The organism is Cryobacterium shii (assembly GCF_004402595.1).
GTDB classification, from domain to species: Bacteria; Actinomycetota; Actinomycetes; order Actinomycetales; family Microbacteriaceae; genus Cryobacterium; species Cryobacterium shii.
Genome location: NZ_SOFY01000011.1, coordinates 1 through 19,580, shown reverse-complemented (window position 1 = coordinate 19,580; position 19,580 = coordinate 1). Strand labels below are relative to the sequence as shown.

The window sequence follows — 19,580 nt, the reverse complement described above, 5'->3', positions numbered from 1 at the left end:
CCGTGACCGAATTGGCACCCTCGGCTCTCCGTCCTCAGCATCCGGTCCCCAGATCGTTGTCGGGACTGGTCGATGAATTCGAACTTTATTTGCGCGGCGACGTGGATGGCCTCGAGGTCACCGGCGTCAGCCTGAGTTCGCGCACCGTGCAGCCCGGAGACCTCTACGTCGGCGTACCCGGACGGGCCAGCCATGGCGCGTCCTTCGCCGCGGCCGCCCGCGAGGCCGGCGCCGTCGCCATCCTGACCGATGAGGCCGGCGCGCTCCTCGCCGCCGGCAGCGGCCTCCCCATCCTGGCGACCCCCGACGCGCGCGCCGCGCTGGGAGCCGTCGCCGCCTGGATCTACCGCACGGAGGACAACCCGGCGACGCTCTTCGCCGTCACCGGCACGAACGGCAAGACCAGCGTGGTCTACCTGCTCTTCGCCATCCTGAATCAGCTGGGCGTCGTGTCCGGGCTCACCTCGACCGCCGAACGCCGCATCGGCGAGCTGGCCGTCGTGAGCGCCCTGACCACCCCGGAAGCCACCGAACTGCACGCGCTGCTGGCACGGATGCGCGAGGCCGAGGTTCGGGCCGTCGCCATCGAGGTGTCGGCGCAGGCGCTCAGCCGCCACCGGGTCGACGGCCTCGTCTTCGACGTGGCCGGGTTCACCAACCTGAGCCACGACCACCTCGACGACTATGCCGGCCTGGACGAGTACTTCCAGGCCAAGCTCGAGCTCTTCCAGCCCGACCGCTCCCGCCGCGGCGTGATCACGGTGGACTCCGGCTGGGGTCGCCGGATCGTCGAGGAGTGCCGCATCCCGGTCACCACCCTCAGCAGCAACCCCGCGGTCGACGCCGACTGGCACATGAGCATCGTCGACGAGAGCGCGCTCTACACCGAGTTCCTGCTCGAGGGCCCGGAAGGCCGTCGGCTGCAGACCCGGGTTCCCCTGGTCGGCTGGTTCATGGCCGCCAACGCGGCCCTCGCCATCCTGCTGCTGGTCGAATCCGGCTACGACCTCGAGGCCATCGCGCACACGCTCGACCGCGACGGCGGCATCGACGTCTACATCCCCGGTCGGGCCGAGCGCATCTCGGGCGACGCGGGCCCGCTCGTCTACATCGACTACGGCCACAGCCCGGATGCGTTCCTGAACACCCTGGCCGCCATCCGCAAGTTCACGCCCGGCCGCCTGATCATGGTGTTCGGGGCCGACGGCGACCGCGACACCACCAAGCGCACCGACATGGGCGCCATCGCGGCGCGCGGGTCGGACATCGTGGTCGTCACAGACTTCCACCCGCGGTTCGAAGACCCCGCGGCCATCCGTGCCACGCTCCTGGCAGCAGCCAGGGAAGCCGTCCCCGACGGGGAGTTCTACGAGGTCGCGGATCCCCGCACGGCGTTCCGCACGGCACTCTCACTAGCGAAAGAAGGCGACGCGATCTTGTACGCGGGACCAGGGCATGAAAATTATCACGAAGTCGCCGGCGTCAAGATTCCGTACTCCGCCAGGGACGATTCCCGCCAGGCGCTGCGCGAAGCCGGGTGGCTGTAGATGATCGCCCTCACCCTGACCGAGATCGCCGCGGCCGTCTCCGGGGTCCTCCACCTCGACGGCAGCGCGCTGACCGCCGAGTCCGTCGTCGACGGCACGGTGCACACCGACTCGCGCGAATCCGTGCCCGGTTCGATCTTCGTGGCCAAGCCCGGGGACGTGACCGACGGCCACCTCTTCGCCCCGTCCGCCGCCGGGCAGGGCGCGGCGCTTTTGATCGTCGAACGGCGCCTGGACCTGCCCGTGGCCCAGATCGTCGTCGCCGACGCCGTGGTGGCGCTGGGCGACCTGGCCACCGAGGTCGTGCTCCGCGTGCGTGCCGCCGGCAACCTGAAGATCGTCGGCGTCACCGGCTCGAACGGCAAGACCACCACCAAGAACCTGATCCGGGCCGTGCTCGAACGGGTCGGGCCCACCGTCGCCGCCCGGGCCTCCTTCAACAACGAGGTCGGCGCGCCGCTGACCATGCTCGAACTCACGATGGACACCCGATTCCTCGTGGCCGAAATGGGTGCGAGCGCCGTCGGCGAGATCGCCCGGCTGATCAGGATGGCCCGTCCCGACATCGGCATCGTGCTCAAGGTCGGCCTCGCCCACGCGGGCGAGTTCGGCGGCATCGAGGCCACCGTCCTGGCCAAGACCGAGATGGTCACCGACCTGCTGGCCACGGATGTCGCCGTGCTGAACGCCGACGACCCGCGCGTCGCCGGGATGGCCGCCGCCACCGCGGCCCGGATCGTCTGGTTCGGCCAGTACTGCGACGAGGGCGTGCGCGCCACCGACGTGCACGGGACCGCGACCGGCACCACCTTCACCCTGCAGCTGGCCTCGGGGGAGTCACGGCCGGTGTCCTTCCAGGTGCTCGGCGAGCACCACGTGATGAACGCACTGGCCGCCGCGGCCGCCGCCGAACTCCTCGGCGTCGGGATCGACGACATCGTCTCCGCCCTTGAATCCGTGCAGACCGCCGAGCGCTGGCGGATGCAGGTGATGGGTGGGCGTGAGGGCGTGACCGTGATCAACGACGCCTACAACGCGAGCCCCGACTCGATGACCGCCGCGCTGAAGACACTCGCCCAGATCGCCGCCCCCGGGCAGCGCACCTTCGCCGTCCTCGGCGAGATGAGCGAACTGGGCGAGCTGGCCGGCGAAGAGCATGACCGGATCGGCCTGATGGCCGTGCGGCTGAACATCTCCCAGCTCGTCGTCGTGGGCCGCGGCGCGCGGCGCATGCACATCAGCACGATCAACGAAGGATCCTGGGACGGGGAGTCGGCGTTCGTCGAGTCGTCGGACGAGGCCTTCGACCTGCTGACGAAGACGGTGCGACCGGGAGACACTGTGCTGGTCAAATCGTCCAATTCCGCCGGCCTGCGCTTTCTCGGCGACCGGCTCGGAGAGTGGTTCTCATGAGAGCACTGCTGATGGCCGGAGCCTTCTCCCTCGTCTTCACCCTGGCGTTCACGCCACTGTTCATCCGGCTGTTCAAGAAGCTGGGCTGGGGGCAGTTCATCCGCGACGACGGGCCGCAGAGCCACCACGCCAAACGCGGCACCGCCACCATGGGCGGCATCATCATCATCCTCGGCACCGTGATCAGCTACTTCTCGGCCATGTGGATCACCGGGAGCCACATCCCGATGTCGCCGCTGCTGGTGCTATTCATGATGGTGGGCCTCGGCTTCGTCGGTTTCATCGACGACTTCCTCAAGACCCGCAACCAGCGCAGCCTCGGTCTCGGCGGCTGGGCCAAGGTCATCGGGCAGGTCATCGTGGCGAGCACCTTCGCCCTCCTCTCGATCCAGTTCCCGAACATCAACGGGGTGACGCCGGCGTCGACGAAAATCTCGCTGCTGCGGGACCTGCCGCTGGACTTCATGCAGCTCGGCGCCATCATCGGCACCATCCTCTTCGTGATCTGGATCTGCCTGATCGTGGCGGCCACCTCCAACAGCGTCAACGTCACCGACGGGCTCGACGGCCTCGCCACCGGTTCCTCGATCCTCTCGATCGGCGCCTTCATCGTGATCGGTTTCTGGCAGTCCAACCAGGCCCGGTTCGGGGGAGCGGACGTCGCCGACCTCTACCGCTCCTACGACGTGCGCGACCCGCTCGACCTGGCGATCGTGTCGGCGGCCATCGTCGGCGGCCTGATCGGCTTCCTCTGGTACAACACGTCGCCGGCGAAGATCTTCCTCGGCGACACCGGGTCACTCGCCATCGGCGGCGCCCTGGCCGCCCTGGCCATCCTCAGCCGCACCGAGCTGCTCCTAGTGCTGATCGGCGGGCTGTTCGTGTTCGAGGCCGGCTCCGTCATCGTGCAGCGCGCCTACTTCAAACTCACCCGCGGCAAACGCATTTTCCTGATGAGCCCGATCCACCATCACTTCGAGCTCAAGGGCTGGGCCGAAGTCACCGTCGTGGTGCGCTTCTGGATCATCGGCGGCCTCCTGGTGGCCGCGGGCGTCGGGTCGTTCTACCTCGAATGGCTGGCCAGCTAGTGACCGGAAGACACTCCGGCGGCGCCTCGCCCGCCGCAGCGGATGCCGCGCGCCTGGACGGCCTGACCAGCTGGCACTCCGACTGGTCCGGCCTGCGGGTGGGCGTGCTCGGCCTGGGCGTCACCGGCTTCGCGGCCGCGGACACCCTCGCCGAACTCGGCGCCGAGGTGCTCGTCGTGGCCGGGACGGCACCGGAGCAGACCATCCGCCTGCTCGACGTGATCGGGGCGGGCCTCGTGCAGGCCGCCCCGGCCACCGTGCCCGCCGAACTGATCGAGCACCGGCCGGACGTGCTGATCGCATCGCCGGGCTTCCACCCCGACCACCCGCTACTGCTCTGGGCTGCGACCGCCGGCATCCCGGTCTGGGGTGACATCGAGCTGGCCTGGCGCCTGCGGGACAAGGTCGGTGCCCCGGCCGAATGGATCCTCGTCACCGGCACCAACGGTAAGACCACCACGGTGCAGCTCACCGCCACCATGCTCGCCGCAGCAGGCCACCGGGTGGCGCCCTGCGGCAACATCGGCGTGCCCGTGCTCGACGCCGTGCGCGACCCGCAGGGCTGGGACGTGCTCGTGGTCGAGCTCTCCAGTTACCAGCTGCACCACCTGCCCCGCACCGGTCCGGGAGCGCTCGTGCCCTGGGCCAGCGTCTGCCTGAACATCGCCGACGACCACCTCGACTGGCACGGCTCGGCCAAGGCGTACCGCGACGCGAAAGCCACGGTCTACGCGAACACGAAGTCGGCCTGCGTCTACAACAAGGCGGATGCCGCCACGATGCGCATGGTCGAGGACGCCGACGTCGTCGAGGGGGCTCGGGCGATCGGCTTCGGCCTCGGTGTGCCCGGTCCCAGCGACCTCGGCATCGTGGACGGAATCCTCTGCGACCGCGCGTTCCACGAGGACCGGCACGAGACGGCCGTGGAGATCACCACCGTGCAAGACCTCCGCGCCAACGGGCTCAGTGCGCCGCACCTCCTCGCCGACATCCTCGCGGCCAGCGCCCTCGCCCGGTCCTTCGGCGTGCCCGCCGCGGTCATCCACGACGCGCTCGAAGACTTCAGGCTCGACGCGCACCGGATCGAGATCGTGGCCGAGGCCGCCGGCATCCGCTGGATCGACGATTCGAAGGCCACCAACCCGCACGCGGCCGACGCGTCACTGACCGCGTTCGACTCCGTCGTCTGGCTCGTCGGAGGCCTGCTCAAGGGCGTCGACATCGACCAGCTGGTGGCCGGCCACGTCGGGCACCTGCGGGGCGCCGTCATCATCGGAGTCGACCGTTCCGTGCTGCGCGACGCATTCCGGCGACACGCGCCCGAGCTGCGGGTGTTCGAGATCGAGGCCGACGACACTGGTCAGGTCATGCCGGAGGCCGTGCGGCTGGCGGCCGACCTCGCCGAAACCGGCGACGTCGTGCTCCTCGCGCCGGCCGCCGCATCCATGGACCAGTTCACCGACTACGCCCAGCGCGGCCGGTTGTTCGCCGAAGCCGTGCACGAATATCTTGGAGGTGATCGGGGTGGCGACTCCGCCTCGGACCCGCGCGCCCAGGCCTGACCTGGCCGCGGCGACCGCCGCCACCCGGACGGCGGGGCCCCATGCTGCGGGACCCGCTCCGGAGGCCGAGGACGCGGGGCACGCCGCCCGCATCCATCTCGGCCGGGTCCTGCACGCCGAGTCCGCCAGCTACTTCCTGCTGCTGGGCACGACCCTGTTCCTGATCGTGTTCGGACTGGTCATGGTGCTCTCGTCCTCCTCGGTGGACTCCTACCTGGAGAACACCGGGTTCTTCGGCACAGTGCTGCGCCAGGGCGGGTTCGCCCTGATCGGGGTGCCCCTGATGTTGCTGATCAGCCGGCTGCCGCTCAAGTTCTGGCGGCGCGTCTCCTGGCCGGCGCTGATCATCTCCTGCCTGCTCCAGTGCCTGGTAGTGTTCACGCCGCTCGGCATCGAAGTGGCCGGCAACACCAATTGGCTCTCCATCGGCGGGATCCAGTTCCAGCCCTCCGAGGGCATCAAGCTGGCCCTGGTCATCTGGCTCGGCATGATCTTGTCCCAGAAGCAGAACAAGCTCGACGACTGGCGCCACGTCTACATCCCCGTCTTCGGCGTGGGCGGCGGCGCCGTCATGCTGGTCCTGATCGGCGGGGACCTCGGCACCGTCATGATCATGGCGGGCATCCTCTTCGGCGCGCTCTTCTTCGCCGGGGTGCGCCTGCGCATGCTGGGCCTTCCGCTCGGGGTCGGTGCCGTGCTCGCTCTCCTGATGGCGTTGACCAGCTCCAACCGGATGACGCGCATCCTGAGCTTCCTCGGTGACGGCTGCGACGCGGTCGACGGCCCCATCTCGGCCGCCTGCTGGCAGCCGTTGCACGGTACCTGGGCCCTCGCCAACGGGGGAGTGTTCGGCGTGGGGCTCGGCAACTCCAAAGCGAAGTGGTCCTGGCTGCCCGCCGCCGACAACGACTATATCTTCGCCATCATCGGCGAGGAGCTCGGCCTGATCGGCGCGATCGTGGTGCTGGCCATGTTCATCCTCCTGGCGTTCGCGTTCCTGCGGATCATGCGCACCAGCGTGAGCATGCAGGCCAGGGTCTCCACCGCGGCCGTCATGGTCTGGCTGATCGGCCAGGCGTTCGTCAACATCGGCGTGGTCCTCGGCGTGTTCCCCGTTCTCGGCGTGCCGCTCCCGCTGGTCTCGTCCGGCGGCACAGCCCTGCTGTCGACGCTGGGCGCCATCGGAATCGTGCTGTCCTTCGCCCACGGCGACCATGCCGGCTCGCCGGCCAACGCGGCCTCGCCGGCCAACACAGCGCTGACGGGAGAGAACCGGTGACCACCTACCTTCTGGCCGGAGGCGGAACCGCCGGCCACGTGAACCCCCTGCTGGCGGTGGCGGACACCATCGCCGCGCGGGAACCGGACGCCACTCTGATCGTGCTCGGCACCCGGGAGGGGCTCGAGGCCAGGCTGGTTCCCGCCCGCGGCTACGAGCTCGTGTTCGTGCCCCGGCTGCCGTTCCCGCGTCGTCCGAACCGCCAGGCCCTCACTTTCCTGCCGCGGTTCAACCAGGCGGTCGCCGACCTTGCCGACCTCCTCGCCGCCCGCGGCGTCGACGTCGTGGTGGGTTTTGGCGGCTACGTGTCCACGCCGGCGTACCTGGCCGCCCGCCGGTCAGGCATCCCCATCGTCATCCACGAGGCCAATTTCAAGGCCGGCCTGGCCAACCGGCTGGGCGCCTGGTTGACCCACCATGTCGGTGTCGCCTTCGCCGGCACCCGGATCCGGCGCGCGCACACCGTCGGGATGCCGCTGCGCGCCGAAATCGCCGAGCTGGACCGGGACGCGACTCGCCCGGAGGCGCTCGCCTTCTTCGGCCTCGCCGAGGAGCGGCCCACCCTGCTCGTCACCGGCGGATCCCTCGGCGCGAGAAGACTGAACACGACGATCGTCCAATCCGCGCCCGCGCTGATCGCCGCCGGGTGGCAGGTGCTGCACATCACCGGCGACAAGTCCGAGGTGAGCGACCCCGGTCTGGGGCACTATCGCATGATCTCCTATTGCGACCGGATGGACCTGGCGCTGTCAGCGGCGGACTTCGCCGTGTCCCGGTCCGGCGCCGGCACGGTGTCCGAGCTGAGCGCCCTGGGCATCCCGGCCGCGTACGTGCCGTACCCGGTGGGCAACGGCGAGCAGCGCTTCAACGCGGCCGACGTCGTCGCGTCCGGCGGCGGAATCCTCGTCGATGACGCGGACTTCCTCCCCGAATGGGTCCGGGACGAGCTCATCCCCGTGCTGAGCGACCGGTCGCGGGTGCGCCGGATGGGCGTCGCGGCGGCATCCGCCGGGGCCAGGGACGGCGCCGCCAGAATGGTCGACTTCATTCAGGGCGCGGTCCGGGGGTAACCGCCCGGGTTCGCGCCCGCCGCGGTCAATCCGGCATTCCGGGGCCGCGGCGGCTAACGTGGTTTCAGCACACCGAGCACCTGTCTTCAACCATTCGTCTCCACATTCGTCTCCGACTGAGAAGAGCGCAGCAACCGTGATCAAGCCCGATCTGAACCTCACCATTCCCCGAGATCTCGGAACGGTGCATTTCGTGGGCATCGGCGGCTCGGGGATGAGCGGCATCGCGCGCCTGTTCATCGACGCCGGGCACACGGTGACCGGGTCTGACGTGCGGGAGTCGGACAACGTGCTGGCACTGCGCAAACTGGGCGCGCGCATCGCGATCGGCCACGCGGCCGAGAACGTCGGCGACGCCGACAGCCTCGTCGTCACGGGCGCGCTCTGGCAGGACAACCCCGAGTACGTGCTGGCCAGGGAGAAGGGCCTCCCGGTGCTGCACCGGTCGCAGGCCCTGGCCTGGCTGATCGAGAAGCACCGTCTGGTCGCCGTGGCCGGCGCCCACGGCAAGACCACCTCCACCGGCATGATCGTGACCGGCCTGCTCGGCCTGGGACAGCACCCGAGCTTCGTCAACGGCGGCGTGATCGAGTCCCTCGGCGTGTCGGCGGCCAGCGGAACCGACGATCTCTTCGTCGTCGAGGCCGACGAATCCGACGGGTCGTTCCTGCTCTACAACACGGCCGTGGCTTTGGTCACCAACGTCGACCCCGACCACCTCGACCACTACGGCTCGCTGGAAGCGTTCGAGGCGGCCTTCGTGGAGTTCGCCCAGAACGCGACCGAACTCGTCGTCATCTCCTCCGACGACCCTGGCGCGGTCAGTGTGACCGGCAAGCTGGCCGAAAAGCGCGTCATCACCTTCGGCGAGGACGACGGCGCCGACGTGCGGCTGCACTCCGTGGTCACGGACGGGCCGGTGCGCTTCGGCGTGGCGTGGGCCGGCCACGACTACTTCGCCACCCTCCGCATCCCGGGCCGGCACAACGCCATCAACGCCGCCGGGGCCTTCGCTGTGCTGGTGGGACTCGGGTTCGAGGCTGAAGCGTCCCTGGCCGCCATCTCGGAGTTCGGCGGCACGGAGCGCCGGTTCGAACTGCACGGCACAGTCGGCGGCGTGAGCGTCTACGACGACTACGCCCATCACCCGACCGAAGTGGCCGCAGCCCTGTCCGCCGCCCGAACCGTGGTCGGCTCCGGCCGCATCATCGCCGTGCACCAGCCGCACCTGTACAGCCGCACCCGGCTCTTCGCGCAGGAATTCGCGGACGCCCTCGAGACCTGCGCCGACCAGACCGTCGTACTGGGCGTGTACGGCGCCCGGGAAGACCCCGAGCCCGGCGTCACCGGCACGCTCGTCGCCGACCGGTTCCTCGACCCGTCCCACGTGGTCTACGTGCCCGACTGGCAGGAGGCCGCGGACTACGTCGCCTCCATCGCCCGGGACGGCGACTTCGTGGTCACCCTCGGCTGCGGCGACGTGTACCGCATCGTTCCCCAGCTCCTCGGCTCGCTCACGCGGGCGCGCGGATGAGCCGCGCCCGGGCATGAGGCGGCCACAGGGCTTCGAACGTCCGGTCGTTCCTCCCGCCGAAACGCCGACCGACAGCGCCCCGCCGGCGCGCAAGGGGGCCGGCATCCGTCGCCCCGTGCGCCCGCCCGCCGCCCAATCTTTCGTGCGCGGTTCGTGGCCCTCGCGTGGCGCCGCGTCCACCGAACCGAACACCGAGTCGTTCACCGAGCCGATCACCGTGCAGCCGGCATCCGCCCTTCCGGGTCCCCTGGCCTCGGTGTCTCCACTGCGGCCGGGCTCGGGCGCGAGCCCCGCACCCACGCCGCCTGCGGACACGCGCTCGACGAAGACGCAGCCGGCCGACAAACCTGCGGCGCCCCTCACACCGGCCGGGGCCAGGCTCAAGCTGCGGGCCGCCCGGCGGGCTCGGAAACGCTACGAGCGCGAGGAGGTCAGGCGGTTCACCTGGCGGTCACGCCGCCGGCGCAATGCCTGGCTGGCGTCCCTGGGCGTCACCGTCGTCCTGGCCGCTTTCGTCGTCGTCGGCGTCTACTCGCCGCTGATGGCGCTGCGCACGATCGAGGTCGTCGGAGCGAACCGGATCCCGGCGGACAAGATTCAGGCGGCTCTGGGCGACCAGCTCGGCACGCCGTTGCCGCTCGTCGATCTGGCCGAGGTGAAGAAGGACCTGTCCGAGTTCACCCTGATCCAGAGCTACGTCACCGAGAGCCGCCCGCCCGCCACACTGGTGGTGCGCATCGTCGAGCGCGAGCCGGTCGGGGCATTGGCGACCGGCGCGGGCTTCGACCTGGTCGACGCGGCCGGAGTGGTGATCCAGAGCAGCCCGGAGCGCCCGGCCGGGTACGCCACCATCGATGCGCGCTCGGGGTCGGGCAGCGCCGGCTTCCTCGCCGCGACGGCCGTGATCGCCGCTTTGCCGGAGAGCATCCGCACCGGACTGGACACAGTGACCGCGGCCACCAAGGACGATGTCACCCTGACGCTGGTCGGCGGGGCCCGCGTGGTCTGGGGAAGCGCGGAGAAGTCGGAGTACAAGGCGGTCGTCCTGGCCGCCCTGATCGTGAGCCACCCGGTGGGCACCGTCGGCGAATACGACGTGTCCTCGCCCGACAGCGCCGTTCTTCGCTGAATCGGCGAGTTCTTCGCTGAGTTCTGGGCTGAATCTTCGCGACACGCGGGCGCGCCTCCCCGTCCCGGCACGGCTGGCGCATAACTTCGATACAGGAATTGCATACTCAGCATAACTTTAAACTTCGACAAGAGGTTTAGGGTTCCACCGGAGGCCGGACGTGTCAACAACAAATCAGAACTACCTCGCAGTCATCAAGGTTGTTGGAATCGGTGGCGGCGGTGTCAACGCCGTCAACCGCATGATCGAGCTCGGCCTCCGCGGGGTCGAGTTCATCGCCATCAATACGGATGCCCAGGCGCTCCTGATGAGCGACGCCGACGTCAAACTCGACGTGGGCCGCGACCTCACCCGCGGCCTCGGCGCCGGCGCCGACCCCGAGGTGGGCCGTCGCGCCGCCGAGGATCACGCCGAAGAAATCGAAGAGGCCCTGGCTGGCGCGGACATGGTCTTCGTCACGGCAGGCGAGGGTGGTGGAACGGGCACCGGCGGTGCGCCCGTCGTCGCCCGCATCGCCAAGTCCATCGGCGCGCTCACCATCGGTGTCGTCACCAAGCCCTTCGGCTTCGAGGGCAAGCGCCGCCAGGCGCAGGCCGAGGCCGGCGTCGCCTCCCTCAAGAACGAGGTCGACACCCTCATCGTCGTGCCGAACGACCGCTTGCTGGAGATCAGCGACCGCGGCATCAGCATGCTCGAGGCGTTCGCCACCGCCGACCAGGTCCTCCTCGCCGGTGTGCAGGGCATCACCGACCTGATCACCACCCCCGGCCTGATCAACCTCGACTTCGCCGACGTCAAGTCGGTCATGCAGGGCGCCGGTTCCGCGCTGATGGGCATCGGCTCCTCCCGCGGCGCCGACCGTGCCATCAAGGCCGCCGAACTGGCCGTGGCATCGCCGCTGCTCGAGGCGTCCATCGACGGGGCGCACGGCGTACTCCTGTCCATCCAGGGTGGCTCGAACCTCGGAATCTTCGAGATCAATGACGCCGCCCGCCTGGTGCAGGAAGCCGTCCACCCCGAAGCCAACATCATCTTCGGTGCCGTCATCGACGACACCCTCGGCGACGAGGTGCGGGTCACCGTGATCGCGGCCGGGTTCGACGGCGGAGAGCCGGGTGCCAAGGCCGTCGAGGTGCGCCGGGCCGACCTCGTCGCCGCCGGCGTCGCGGCGGGCGTCTCCTCGAACGGCGCCGGTTCGAATGGTACCGCCGCGGACGCGAACGATTCCGCCGCCTATTCCGTCGGTGACGCCTCCGCGTCCTCGGTCTGGTCCGGCGTCGAACCGGGTGCGGCCGTCGCCGACCCCGCCTTCGAAGAAGACCCGGACGACCTGGACATCCCGGACTTCCTGAAGTAGCGGGGCGAACGGCGAGATGAGTGACCCCGACCTGGCCGGCCTGCGCGACCTGGCCGGCCTGGCGGAGCGCCTGGCCGCCGTGCGCAGTGGAATCGCTGCCGCGGCGGCCTCGGCCGGGCGCGACGAACGGGACATCGTGACCGTCGTCGTGACCAAGTTCCACCCGGTCACCCTGATCGAGCAGCTCGTCGCCCTCGGCGTGCACGATGTCGGCGAGAACCGTCATCAGGAAGCCCAGGCGAAGGTCGAGGCCCTGGCCGGACTGGACCTGACCTGGCATTTCGTCGGCCAGGTCCAGGGCAAGAAGGCCAAACAGGTTCGGGCCTACGCCGACGTCATTCACTCCGTCGACCGGGCCTCACTGGTCGACGCGCTCAGCTCGGAATCCGACGTCATCGACTGCTTCGTGCAGGTGAACCTCACCGACGACCCGGCACGCGGGGGAGTCGACCCCGGCCTGCTCGACCCCCTGGTCGAACGAGTCCTGTCCACCTCGGGGCTGCGCCTGCTCGGACTGATGGCGGTGGCCCCGCTCGGCGAGGAACCCAGGCGGGCCTTCGCCCGGGTTCGTGAGCTGGGCGAGCGCATCCGGCTGCTGGCGCCGGAGGCGAAGTTCCTGTCCATGGGCATGTCCCAGGACTACCCGGAGGCGATCAGCGAAGGGGCGACACACCTTCGAATTGGCACAGCAATCACCGGTAATCGCCCGGTACCCGGTTAATCTGGATAAGTAGAATCACCAACACGGAGGTCGAGATGTCCAACCCGCTCAAGAAAACCATGGTTTACCTGGGCCTGGCAGACGAGGAACTCGAATACGAGGCGCCCGCTGCTGCGCCCGTGTCGACCGCCCCGCACTCCGCTGCGTCCAGTCCAGCATCGTCGCACTCGGCGGCCCCGAAGACCGCGGCTCCTCACTCCTCCGCCTCCACCTCTTCGCACTCCGCCTCGTCGCACTCCGCCGGCTCGGCCGGCCGTGCACCGGTGACACCGCTGCGCAAGACTTCCACCCCTAAGAATGTGGCTACCTCAGACATGAATGAAATCCTCACCGTCCACCCGCGCCAGTACAAGGACGCCCAGGTGATCGCCGAATCCTTCCGGGACGGCATCCCGGTCATCATCAACCTGTCCCAGATGAGCGACGCGGATGCCCGGCGTCTGATCGACTTCGCCAGCGGCCTGTCCCAGGGCCTGTACGGCAAGATCGAGCGCGTCACCGCGAAGGTCTTCCTGCTGTCCCCGTCCCACGTCGTCGTGTCCGGCGACAACGCGGCTGAGGAAACCGACGCCGAGGCGTCCTTCTTCGCCCAGTCGTAGCGCGCACCGTGTCCATCATCGGGATCATCGCGGGCCTCGCGTACTTCGTTCTGCTGCTCTATTTCTTCGTGATGTGGGGGCGGTTCATCGTCGATCTGGTGCGCAGTGTCAACCGGTCGTGGCGCCCTCAGGGCTTCACGCTCGTGCTGATCGAGTTCGTATACACCGTGACCGACCCGCCGATCAAGTTCTTCCGGCGGCTCCTGCCGCCGCTCCGGCTCGGCCCCATCGCGTTCGATTTCGGCTGGAGCCTGACCATGCTCTGCGTCATCATCGGAATGTCCGTGATGACGTTCGCGCAGAGGTTATAGACCCCCTCACACTCGGGCCATGTATTCTTGACCGACGACGCGTCCGGTCGGCGCGGTTCGACATCACGTCGGACCTTGGTACCGTTGGTCGAACGCAAACAAATGTTCACAACTCAAGTTTTAAGGGTGGAAAGCCATGGCGTTAACTCCGGAAGATGTAGTCAACAAGCGGTTCCAGTCGACTAAATTTCGCGAAGGTTACGATCAGGACGAGGTCGATGACTTCCTTGACGAGGTCGTTGTCGAGCTTCGTCGACTGACCGCTGAGAACGAGGAGCTCAAGGCTCGCGTTTCCTCCGGTGGCGGCGCCTCCGAGCCCGTTGCCGAGCCCGTCGAGTCCGCGCCGATCGCCGAAACGGTTGCCGAGCCCGTCGTGGCCGCAGCCGTGCCCGTCCCGGCTCCGGTTGTCGCCGAGCCCATCGACGAGACCGCCGGCACCACGAACCTCCTCCAGCTGGCCCGCCGCCTGCACGAGGAGCACGTCAAGGAGGGCGCCGAGAAGCGCGATGCACTCATCGCCGAGGGCCACGCCACCGCCGCCCGTCTCGTCGCCGAGGCGGAAGCCAAGCAGCGTGCGCAGCTCAACATCCTCGACCAGGAGCGTTCGGTCCTCGAGACCAAGATCGATGACCTGCGCACCTTCGAGCGCGAGTACCGCCAGAAGCTGAAGAGCTACATCGAGTCCCAGCTGCACGACCTCGACGCCACGTCGCCGGTCGAGTCGAGCAACGCCTCGAAGCCGAGCTTCCAGAGCTTTGGCGCCTAAGGTCGGAGCGAAGAAACGCTCCACTGCGCTGATCGTCCTCGCCCTCGTGGCGCTGGCCATCTACGCACTGGATCAGATCAGCAAGTTCCTCGTCGTCACGAGACTGACCGAGGGTGACGTCGTCCGGGTTCTGGGAAGCGTGCTGCAACTGCAGTTCGTCCGGAACCCGGGCGCGGCTTTTTCCCTGGCCACGGGGATGACCTGGGTTTTCTCCATCATCGCCGTCGTCGTGGTGTTCCTCATCGTCTGGTTCGCCGGACGCATCCGCTCACTCGCGTGGTCGCTCGTCTTCGGTCTGCTGCTCGGCGGCGTGCTCGGCAACCTGACCGACCGTCTCCTGCGGGAGCCGTCTTTCGGTCAGGGACATGTCATCGACTTCATCGCGACACCCTGGCTGATCCCCGCCATCTACAACGTCGCCGACATGGCCATCGTGTCGAGCATGATCATCTTCATGTACCTGACCATTCGCGGCATCGGCCTCGACGGCCGCCGCACCAGCGCTTCAGACACGTCCGACGTGGCTCCCACCCAGTTAGCACCCTGATCCTCTCTATGGAAACTCGCTCCCTTCCCCTTCCGGACGGACTCGCCGGCGTGCGCGTCGACGCCGGCATCGCCAAGCTCCTCGGCTTCTCGCGGAGTTTCGCGGCCGAGGTGTGCGAGGCCGGCGGGGTCACGCTCAACGGCGCCGTGGTCGGCAAGTCCGACCGCCTGCACGGGGGAGCCTGGCTGGAGGTGACCTGGCAGCCCCGGGAAGCCCTGGCGATCGTTCCCATCGCGGTGCCGGACCTCACCATCGTTCACGACGACGAGAGCATCGTCGTCGTGAACAAGCCGTCCGGCGTCGCCGCGCACCCCAGTGTCGGCTGGACCGGGCCGACCGTCCTCGGCGCCCTCTCCGCGGCCGGCTACCGGATCGCGACCTCAGGGGCCAGCGAACGGGCCGGGATCGTGCACCGCCTCGACGTGGGCACCAGCGGCCTGATGGTCGTCGCCAAATCCGAAGCTGCCTACACCTGGCTGAAGAAGGCATTCCACGATCGCGAAGTCGAGAAGATCTACCACGCCGTCGTGCAGGGGCACCCCGACCCGCTCGCGGGAACCGTCGACGCTCCCATCGGCCGCCACCCGCGGTCGGACTGGAAGTTCGCGGTGATCGCCGGCGGCAAGGACTCCGTCACGCACTACGAGACCCTGGAGGCGTTCCGGTCGGCGTCGCTGCTGGAGGTACACCTGGAGACGGGACGCACCCACCAGATCCGCGTGCACATGGCCGCGCAGCAGCATCCGTGCGTCGGCGACGCCATGTATGGTGCAGACCCGTCGATCACAGCGCGTCTGGGCCTGACCCGGCAATGGCTGCACGCCAGGCAGCTGGCCTTCTTCCACCCCGATTCCCGGGACTGGGTCACGTTCACCACCGAATACCCCGCCGACCTCGCGCATGCACTCGACGTGCTGCGCGATGCCTAGGCTGGAGAGTCCAACCTCAACACCTCGGAGCCGTTTTGTCCTCTCAGAATAAGTCGGGTGGATCGAATGATTCGTTCGTGCACCTCCACGTGCACAGCGAGTACTCGATGCTCGATGGTGCCGCGCGCGTCAAACCGCTGATCAACGCGGCCATCGAGCAGGGGATGCCTGCGGTCGCCATTACCGACCACGGCAACGTGTTCGGCGCCTTCGACTTCTGGCGCACCGCCACCGAGGCCGGCATCAAGCCGATCATCGGCACCGAGGCCTACATCACTCCCGGCACCGACCGGCGTGACAAGACCCGGGTGCGCTGGGGCGCCTCCGGCCAGAACCGGGACGACGTCGGCGGCGCCGGCTCCTACACCCACATGACCCTGCTCTCCGAGACCACGGCGGGGATGCACAACCTGTTCCGGCTCTCGTCCAAGGCCAGCCTGGAGGGGTACTATTTCAAACCAAGGATGGACCGGGAGCTGCTCTCCGAGTTCTCCACCGGCCTGATCGGCACGACCGGATGCGTCGGTGGCGAGGTGCAGACCCGCCTCCGCCTCGGGCAGTACGAGGAGGCGAAGAAGGCCGCCGGCGACTTCCAGGACATCTTCGGCAAGGAGAACTTCTTCTGCGAGATCATGGACCACGGCATCGACATCGAACGCCGCACCATGACCGACCTGCTGAAGCTCGCCGGAGAGCTCAAACTTCCGCTGGTCGCCTCCAACGACCTGCACTACACCCACGCCCACGACGCGACCGCCCACGCGGCCCTGCTCTGCGTGCAGTCCGCCTCGACCCTCGACGACCCGAACCGCTTCAAGTTCGACTCCGACGAGTTCTATCTCAAGACCGCCGCGCAGATGCGGCACCTGTTCCGCGACCACCCGGAAGCCTGCGACAACACGCTGCTGATCGCCGAACGCTGCCAGGTGGACTTCAACACCAAAGCCAACTACATGCCCCGCTTCCCCTGCCCGGAAGGGGAGAACGAGGAGAGCTGGTTCGTCAAGGAGAACGAGATCGGGCTGGCCAAGCGCTACCCGAAGGGCATCCCGGACGACGTGCGCAAACGAGCCGACTACGAGATCGGCATCATCATCCAGATGGGCTTCCCCGGCTACTTCCTCGTGGTCGCCGACTTCATCATGTGGGCGAAGCAGCAGGGCATCCGGGTGGGTCCCGGCCGTGGCTCGGGCGCCGGCTCGATGGTGGCCTACGCCATGGGCATCACCGACCTCGACCCGCTGATCCACGGCCTGATCTTCGAACGGTTCCTGAACCCGGACCGCGTCTCCATGCCCGACTTCGACGTCGACTTCGACGAGCGCCGGCGCGGTGAGGTGATCCACTACGTCACCGAGAAGTACGGCGAAGAACGCGTCGCCCAGATCGTCACCTACGGCACGATCAAGGCCAAGCAGGCCCTGAAAGACGCCTCCCGGGTGCTCGGGTTCCCATTCGGCATGGGCGACAAGCTCACAAAGGCCATGCCGCCGGCCATCATGGGCAAGGACGTGCCCCTGACCGGCATGTTCGACAAGGACCACGCGCGCTACCGCGAGGCGGCCGACTTCCGCGCGGTGATCGAATCCGACCCCGAGGCCCGCACCGTCTTCGACACGGCCCTGGGCCTGGAGAACCTGAAACGCCAGTGGGGCGTCCACGCCGCCGGCGTGATCATGAGCTCCGACCCGCTGATCGACATCATCCCGATCATGAAGCGCGAAGCGGACGGCCAGGTCGTCACGCAGTTCGACTACCCGGCATCCGAGGCCCTGGGCCTGATCAAGATGGACTTCCTGGGGCTGCGCAACCTCACCATCATCGACGACACCCTCGACAACATCGCGGTCAACCGTGGTCACCGGCCCGTGCTCGAGGAGCTCGGGCTGGACGACCCGCTGGCCTACGAGCTGCTCGCCCGGGGCGACACCCTCGGGGTGTTCCAGCTGGACGGCGGGCCCATGCGCTCCCTGCTGCGCCTGATGAAGCCCGACAACTTCGAAGACATCTCGGCTGTCATCGCCCTCTACCGGCCCGGCCCCATGGGCGCCAACTCGCACACCAACTACGCGCTGCGGAAGACCGGTCAGCAGGAGATCATCCCGATCCATCCCGAGCTCGAAGAAGCCCTGCAGGACGTCATCGGCACCACCTACGGCCTGATCGTCTACCAGGAACAGGTCATGTCGATCGCGCAGAAACTGGCCGGCTTCTCCCTCGGCCAGGCGGACCTGCTGCGCCGGGCGATGGGCAAGAAGAAGAAATCCGAACTGGACAAGCAGTTCGAGGGTTTCTCCGGCGGAATGGTCGCCAACGGCTACTCCATGGACGCGGTGAAGACAGTCTGGGACATCCTGCTCCCGTTCTCCGACTACGCCTTCAACAAGGCGCACTCGGCCGCGTACGGGGTGCTCTCGTACTGGACCGCCTACCTCAAGGCCAAATACCCGGCCGAGTACATGGCCGCGCTCCTGACCAGCGTCGGCGATTCGCGCGACAAGCTCGCGCTGTACCTGAACGAGTGCCGCAGGATGGGCATCCAGGTCCTGCCGCCGGACGTGAACGAGTCCATCGGCTACTTCGCGGCCGTGGGCACGGACATCCGTTTCGGTATGGGGGCGGTGCGCAACGTCGGCTTCAACGTCGTCGACGCCATCCGCCTCGCCCGGAAGGAGAAGGGGCGGTTCGAGTCGTTCCACGACTTCCTGCGCAAGGTACCGATCCAGGTGGCCAACAAACGCACGATCGAGTCCCTCGTCAAGGCCGGTGCGTTCGACTCCCTCGGAGCGACCCGGCGCGGCATGGTCGAAATCCATGAGGCCGCGGTCGAATCGGCCGTGAAAATCAAGCGCGACGAGGAACACGGCATGGTCGGGTTCGACTTCGACAGCCTGTTCGACGACCCGCAGGAAACCGAGCAGGTGCCGGACCGTCCCGAGTGGGGCAAGAAGGAGAAGCTCGCCTTCGAACGGGACATGCTGGGGCTGTACGTGTCCGACCACCCGCTGGCCGGGCTCGAGATCCCGCTGGCCAAGCACGCCAGCACCACCATCGTCGACCTGATGGCGTCGGAGCAGACCCAGGATGCCGACACCGTCACCATCGCCGGGCTGATCACGAGCGTGCAGCACCGGATCGCGAAGAAGTCGGGCAACCAGTACGGCATCATCCAGGTCGAGGACTTCGGCGGGGAGATCGCCGTGATGTTCATGGGCAAGGCCTACCAGGAGTTCTCGCCCGACCTGATCAGCGACTCCATCGTGGTCGTGCGGGGCCGGGTGAGCATGCGCGACGACGGGATGAACCTGCACGCGTACAGCATCTTCGCGCCGGAACTCGGGCAGGCCTCCGACTCGGGGACGCTGACCGTCACCCTGGCGGAGTCCCGGGCGACGACCGACACCGTGACGGCGTTGGGCGAGGTCATCACCCGCCACATCGGAACGTCAGAGGTCAGGCTCAAATTGATCAAGGGCAACACCGCGCGCGTGTTCGAGCTGCCCCACCAGGTGAAGATCAGCGCGGACCTCTTCGGGGAGCTGAAGAGCCTGCTCGGGCCCAACTGCCTGACCTAGGGTAGTATTTATCTTCTAAATCAGTTCTCCACAAGTTGAGATAGTCTCGACATAGCGTTCTATGTTTGCTAAAATTGTGCGTATGGATGACCCCACTGCAACCCTCGACGCCGCTGTGGTGGCTGCTGCGTTCGCGGCCCTCGCGGGCGAGGT

The 19,580-nt window shown here is 68.0% G+C and carries 16 protein-coding genes; all 16 read left to right on the top strand.

Going from position 1 to position 19,580, the window contains the following annotated elements; all coding sequences use genetic code 11:
- Positions 1 to 2 precede the first annotated feature (2 nt).
- Complete coding sequence (locus E3O49_RS01830; RefSeq protein WP_134450900.1) at positions 3 to 1,547, top strand: Mur ligase family protein; 1,545 nt, start codon at positions 3 to 5, stop codon at positions 1,545 to 1,547.
- A complete protein-coding gene (locus E3O49_RS01825) occupies positions 1,548 to 2,960 on the top strand; it encodes a UDP-N-acetylmuramoyl-tripeptide--D-alanyl-D-alanine ligase (RefSeq protein ID WP_134402430.1) in 1,413 nt (470 codons plus the stop codon). It abuts the gene before it with no gap.
- Positions 2,957 to 4,048, top strand: a complete 1,092-nt coding sequence (gene mraY, locus E3O49_RS01820; protein ID WP_134367419.1) for a phospho-N-acetylmuramoyl-pentapeptide-transferase — start codon at positions 2,957 to 2,959, stop codon at positions 4,046 to 4,048. The genes E3O49_RS01825 and mraY overlap by 4 nt, the downstream gene beginning before the upstream one ends.
- Positions 4,048 to 5,610 (top strand): UDP-N-acetylmuramoyl-L-alanine--D-glutamate ligase, encoded by a 1,563-nt coding sequence (gene murD, locus E3O49_RS01815; RefSeq protein WP_244285235.1) that lies wholly within the window; start codon positions 4,048 to 4,050, stop codon positions 5,608 to 5,610. The genes mraY and murD overlap by 1 nt, the downstream gene beginning before the upstream one ends.
- The gene (gene ftsW / locus E3O49_RS01810) at positions 5,573 to 6,889 is read left to right on the top strand and encodes a putative lipid II flippase FtsW (protein ID WP_134402429.1); all 1,317 of its coding nucleotides are present in this window, start codon (positions 5,573 to 5,575) and stop codon (positions 6,887 to 6,889) included. The genes murD and ftsW overlap by 38 nt, the downstream gene beginning before the upstream one ends.
- Positions 6,886 to 7,959 carry a UDP-N-acetylglucosamine--N-acetylmuramyl-(pentapeptide) pyrophosphoryl-undecaprenol N-acetylglucosamine transferase gene (locus E3O49_RS01805; RefSeq protein WP_134367413.1) on the top strand — a complete coding sequence of 358 codons (1,074 nt, stop codon included), beginning with the start codon at positions 6,886 to 6,888 and terminating at the stop codon, positions 7,957 to 7,959. Before ftsW ends, E3O49_RS01805 begins: the two co-directional genes overlap by 4 nt.
- Before the next feature lie 136 nt (positions 7,960 to 8,095).
- Positions 8,096 to 9,493, top strand: coding sequence for a UDP-N-acetylmuramate--L-alanine ligase (gene murC / locus E3O49_RS01800; protein ID WP_134367412.1), 1,398 nt, complete (start codon positions 8,096 to 8,098; stop codon positions 9,491 to 9,493).
- Positions 9,494 to 9,506: 13 nt separating this feature from the next.
- A complete protein-coding gene (locus E3O49_RS01795) occupies positions 9,507 to 10,622 on the top strand; it encodes a cell division protein FtsQ/DivIB (protein WP_134367410.1) in 1,116 nt (371 codons plus the stop codon).
- A 160-nt stretch (positions 10,623 to 10,782) separates the two neighbouring features.
- Positions 10,783 to 11,979 carry a cell division protein FtsZ gene (gene ftsZ, locus E3O49_RS01790; RefSeq protein ID WP_134367408.1) on the top strand — a complete coding sequence of 399 codons (1,197 nt, stop codon included), beginning with the start codon at positions 10,783 to 10,785 and terminating at the stop codon, positions 11,977 to 11,979.
- A 16-nt stretch (positions 11,980 to 11,995) separates the two neighbouring features.
- A complete protein-coding gene (locus E3O49_RS01785) occupies positions 11,996 to 12,700 on the top strand; it encodes a YggS family pyridoxal phosphate-dependent enzyme (protein WP_134402428.1) in 705 nt (234 codons plus the stop codon).
- Positions 12,701 to 12,735: 35 nt separating this feature from the next.
- A complete protein-coding gene (locus tag E3O49_RS01780; RefSeq protein ID WP_134367404.1) occupies positions 12,736 to 13,299 on the top strand; it encodes a cell division protein SepF in 564 nt (187 codons plus the stop codon).
- 8 nt (positions 13,300 to 13,307) lie between these two features.
- The gene (locus E3O49_RS01775) at positions 13,308 to 13,610 is read left to right on the top strand and encodes a YggT family protein (protein WP_134367402.1); all 303 of its coding nucleotides are present in this window, start codon (positions 13,308 to 13,310) and stop codon (positions 13,608 to 13,610) included.
- A 136-nt stretch (positions 13,611 to 13,746) separates the two neighbouring features.
- Positions 13,747 to 14,376: a DivIVA domain-containing protein gene (locus E3O49_RS01770; protein WP_134367400.1), complete on the top strand. Its 630-nt coding sequence runs from the start codon at positions 13,747 to 13,749 to the stop codon at positions 14,374 to 14,376.
- Positions 14,366 to 14,923, top strand: a complete 558-nt coding sequence (gene lspA / locus E3O49_RS01765; RefSeq protein WP_241975793.1) for a signal peptidase II — start codon at positions 14,366 to 14,368, stop codon at positions 14,921 to 14,923. Before E3O49_RS01770 ends, lspA begins: the two co-directional genes overlap by 11 nt.
- An 8-nt stretch (positions 14,924 to 14,931) precedes the next feature.
- Positions 14,932 to 15,852, top strand: a complete 921-nt coding sequence (locus E3O49_RS01760; protein ID WP_134367398.1) for an RluA family pseudouridine synthase — start codon at positions 14,932 to 14,934, stop codon at positions 15,850 to 15,852.
- Between the two features lie 107 nt (positions 15,853 to 15,959).
- Positions 15,960 to 19,427, top strand: a complete 3,468-nt coding sequence (gene dnaE, locus E3O49_RS01755) for a DNA polymerase III subunit alpha (protein WP_241975797.1) — start codon at positions 15,960 to 15,962, stop codon at positions 19,425 to 19,427.
- Positions 19,428 to 19,580 lie beyond the last annotated feature (153 nt).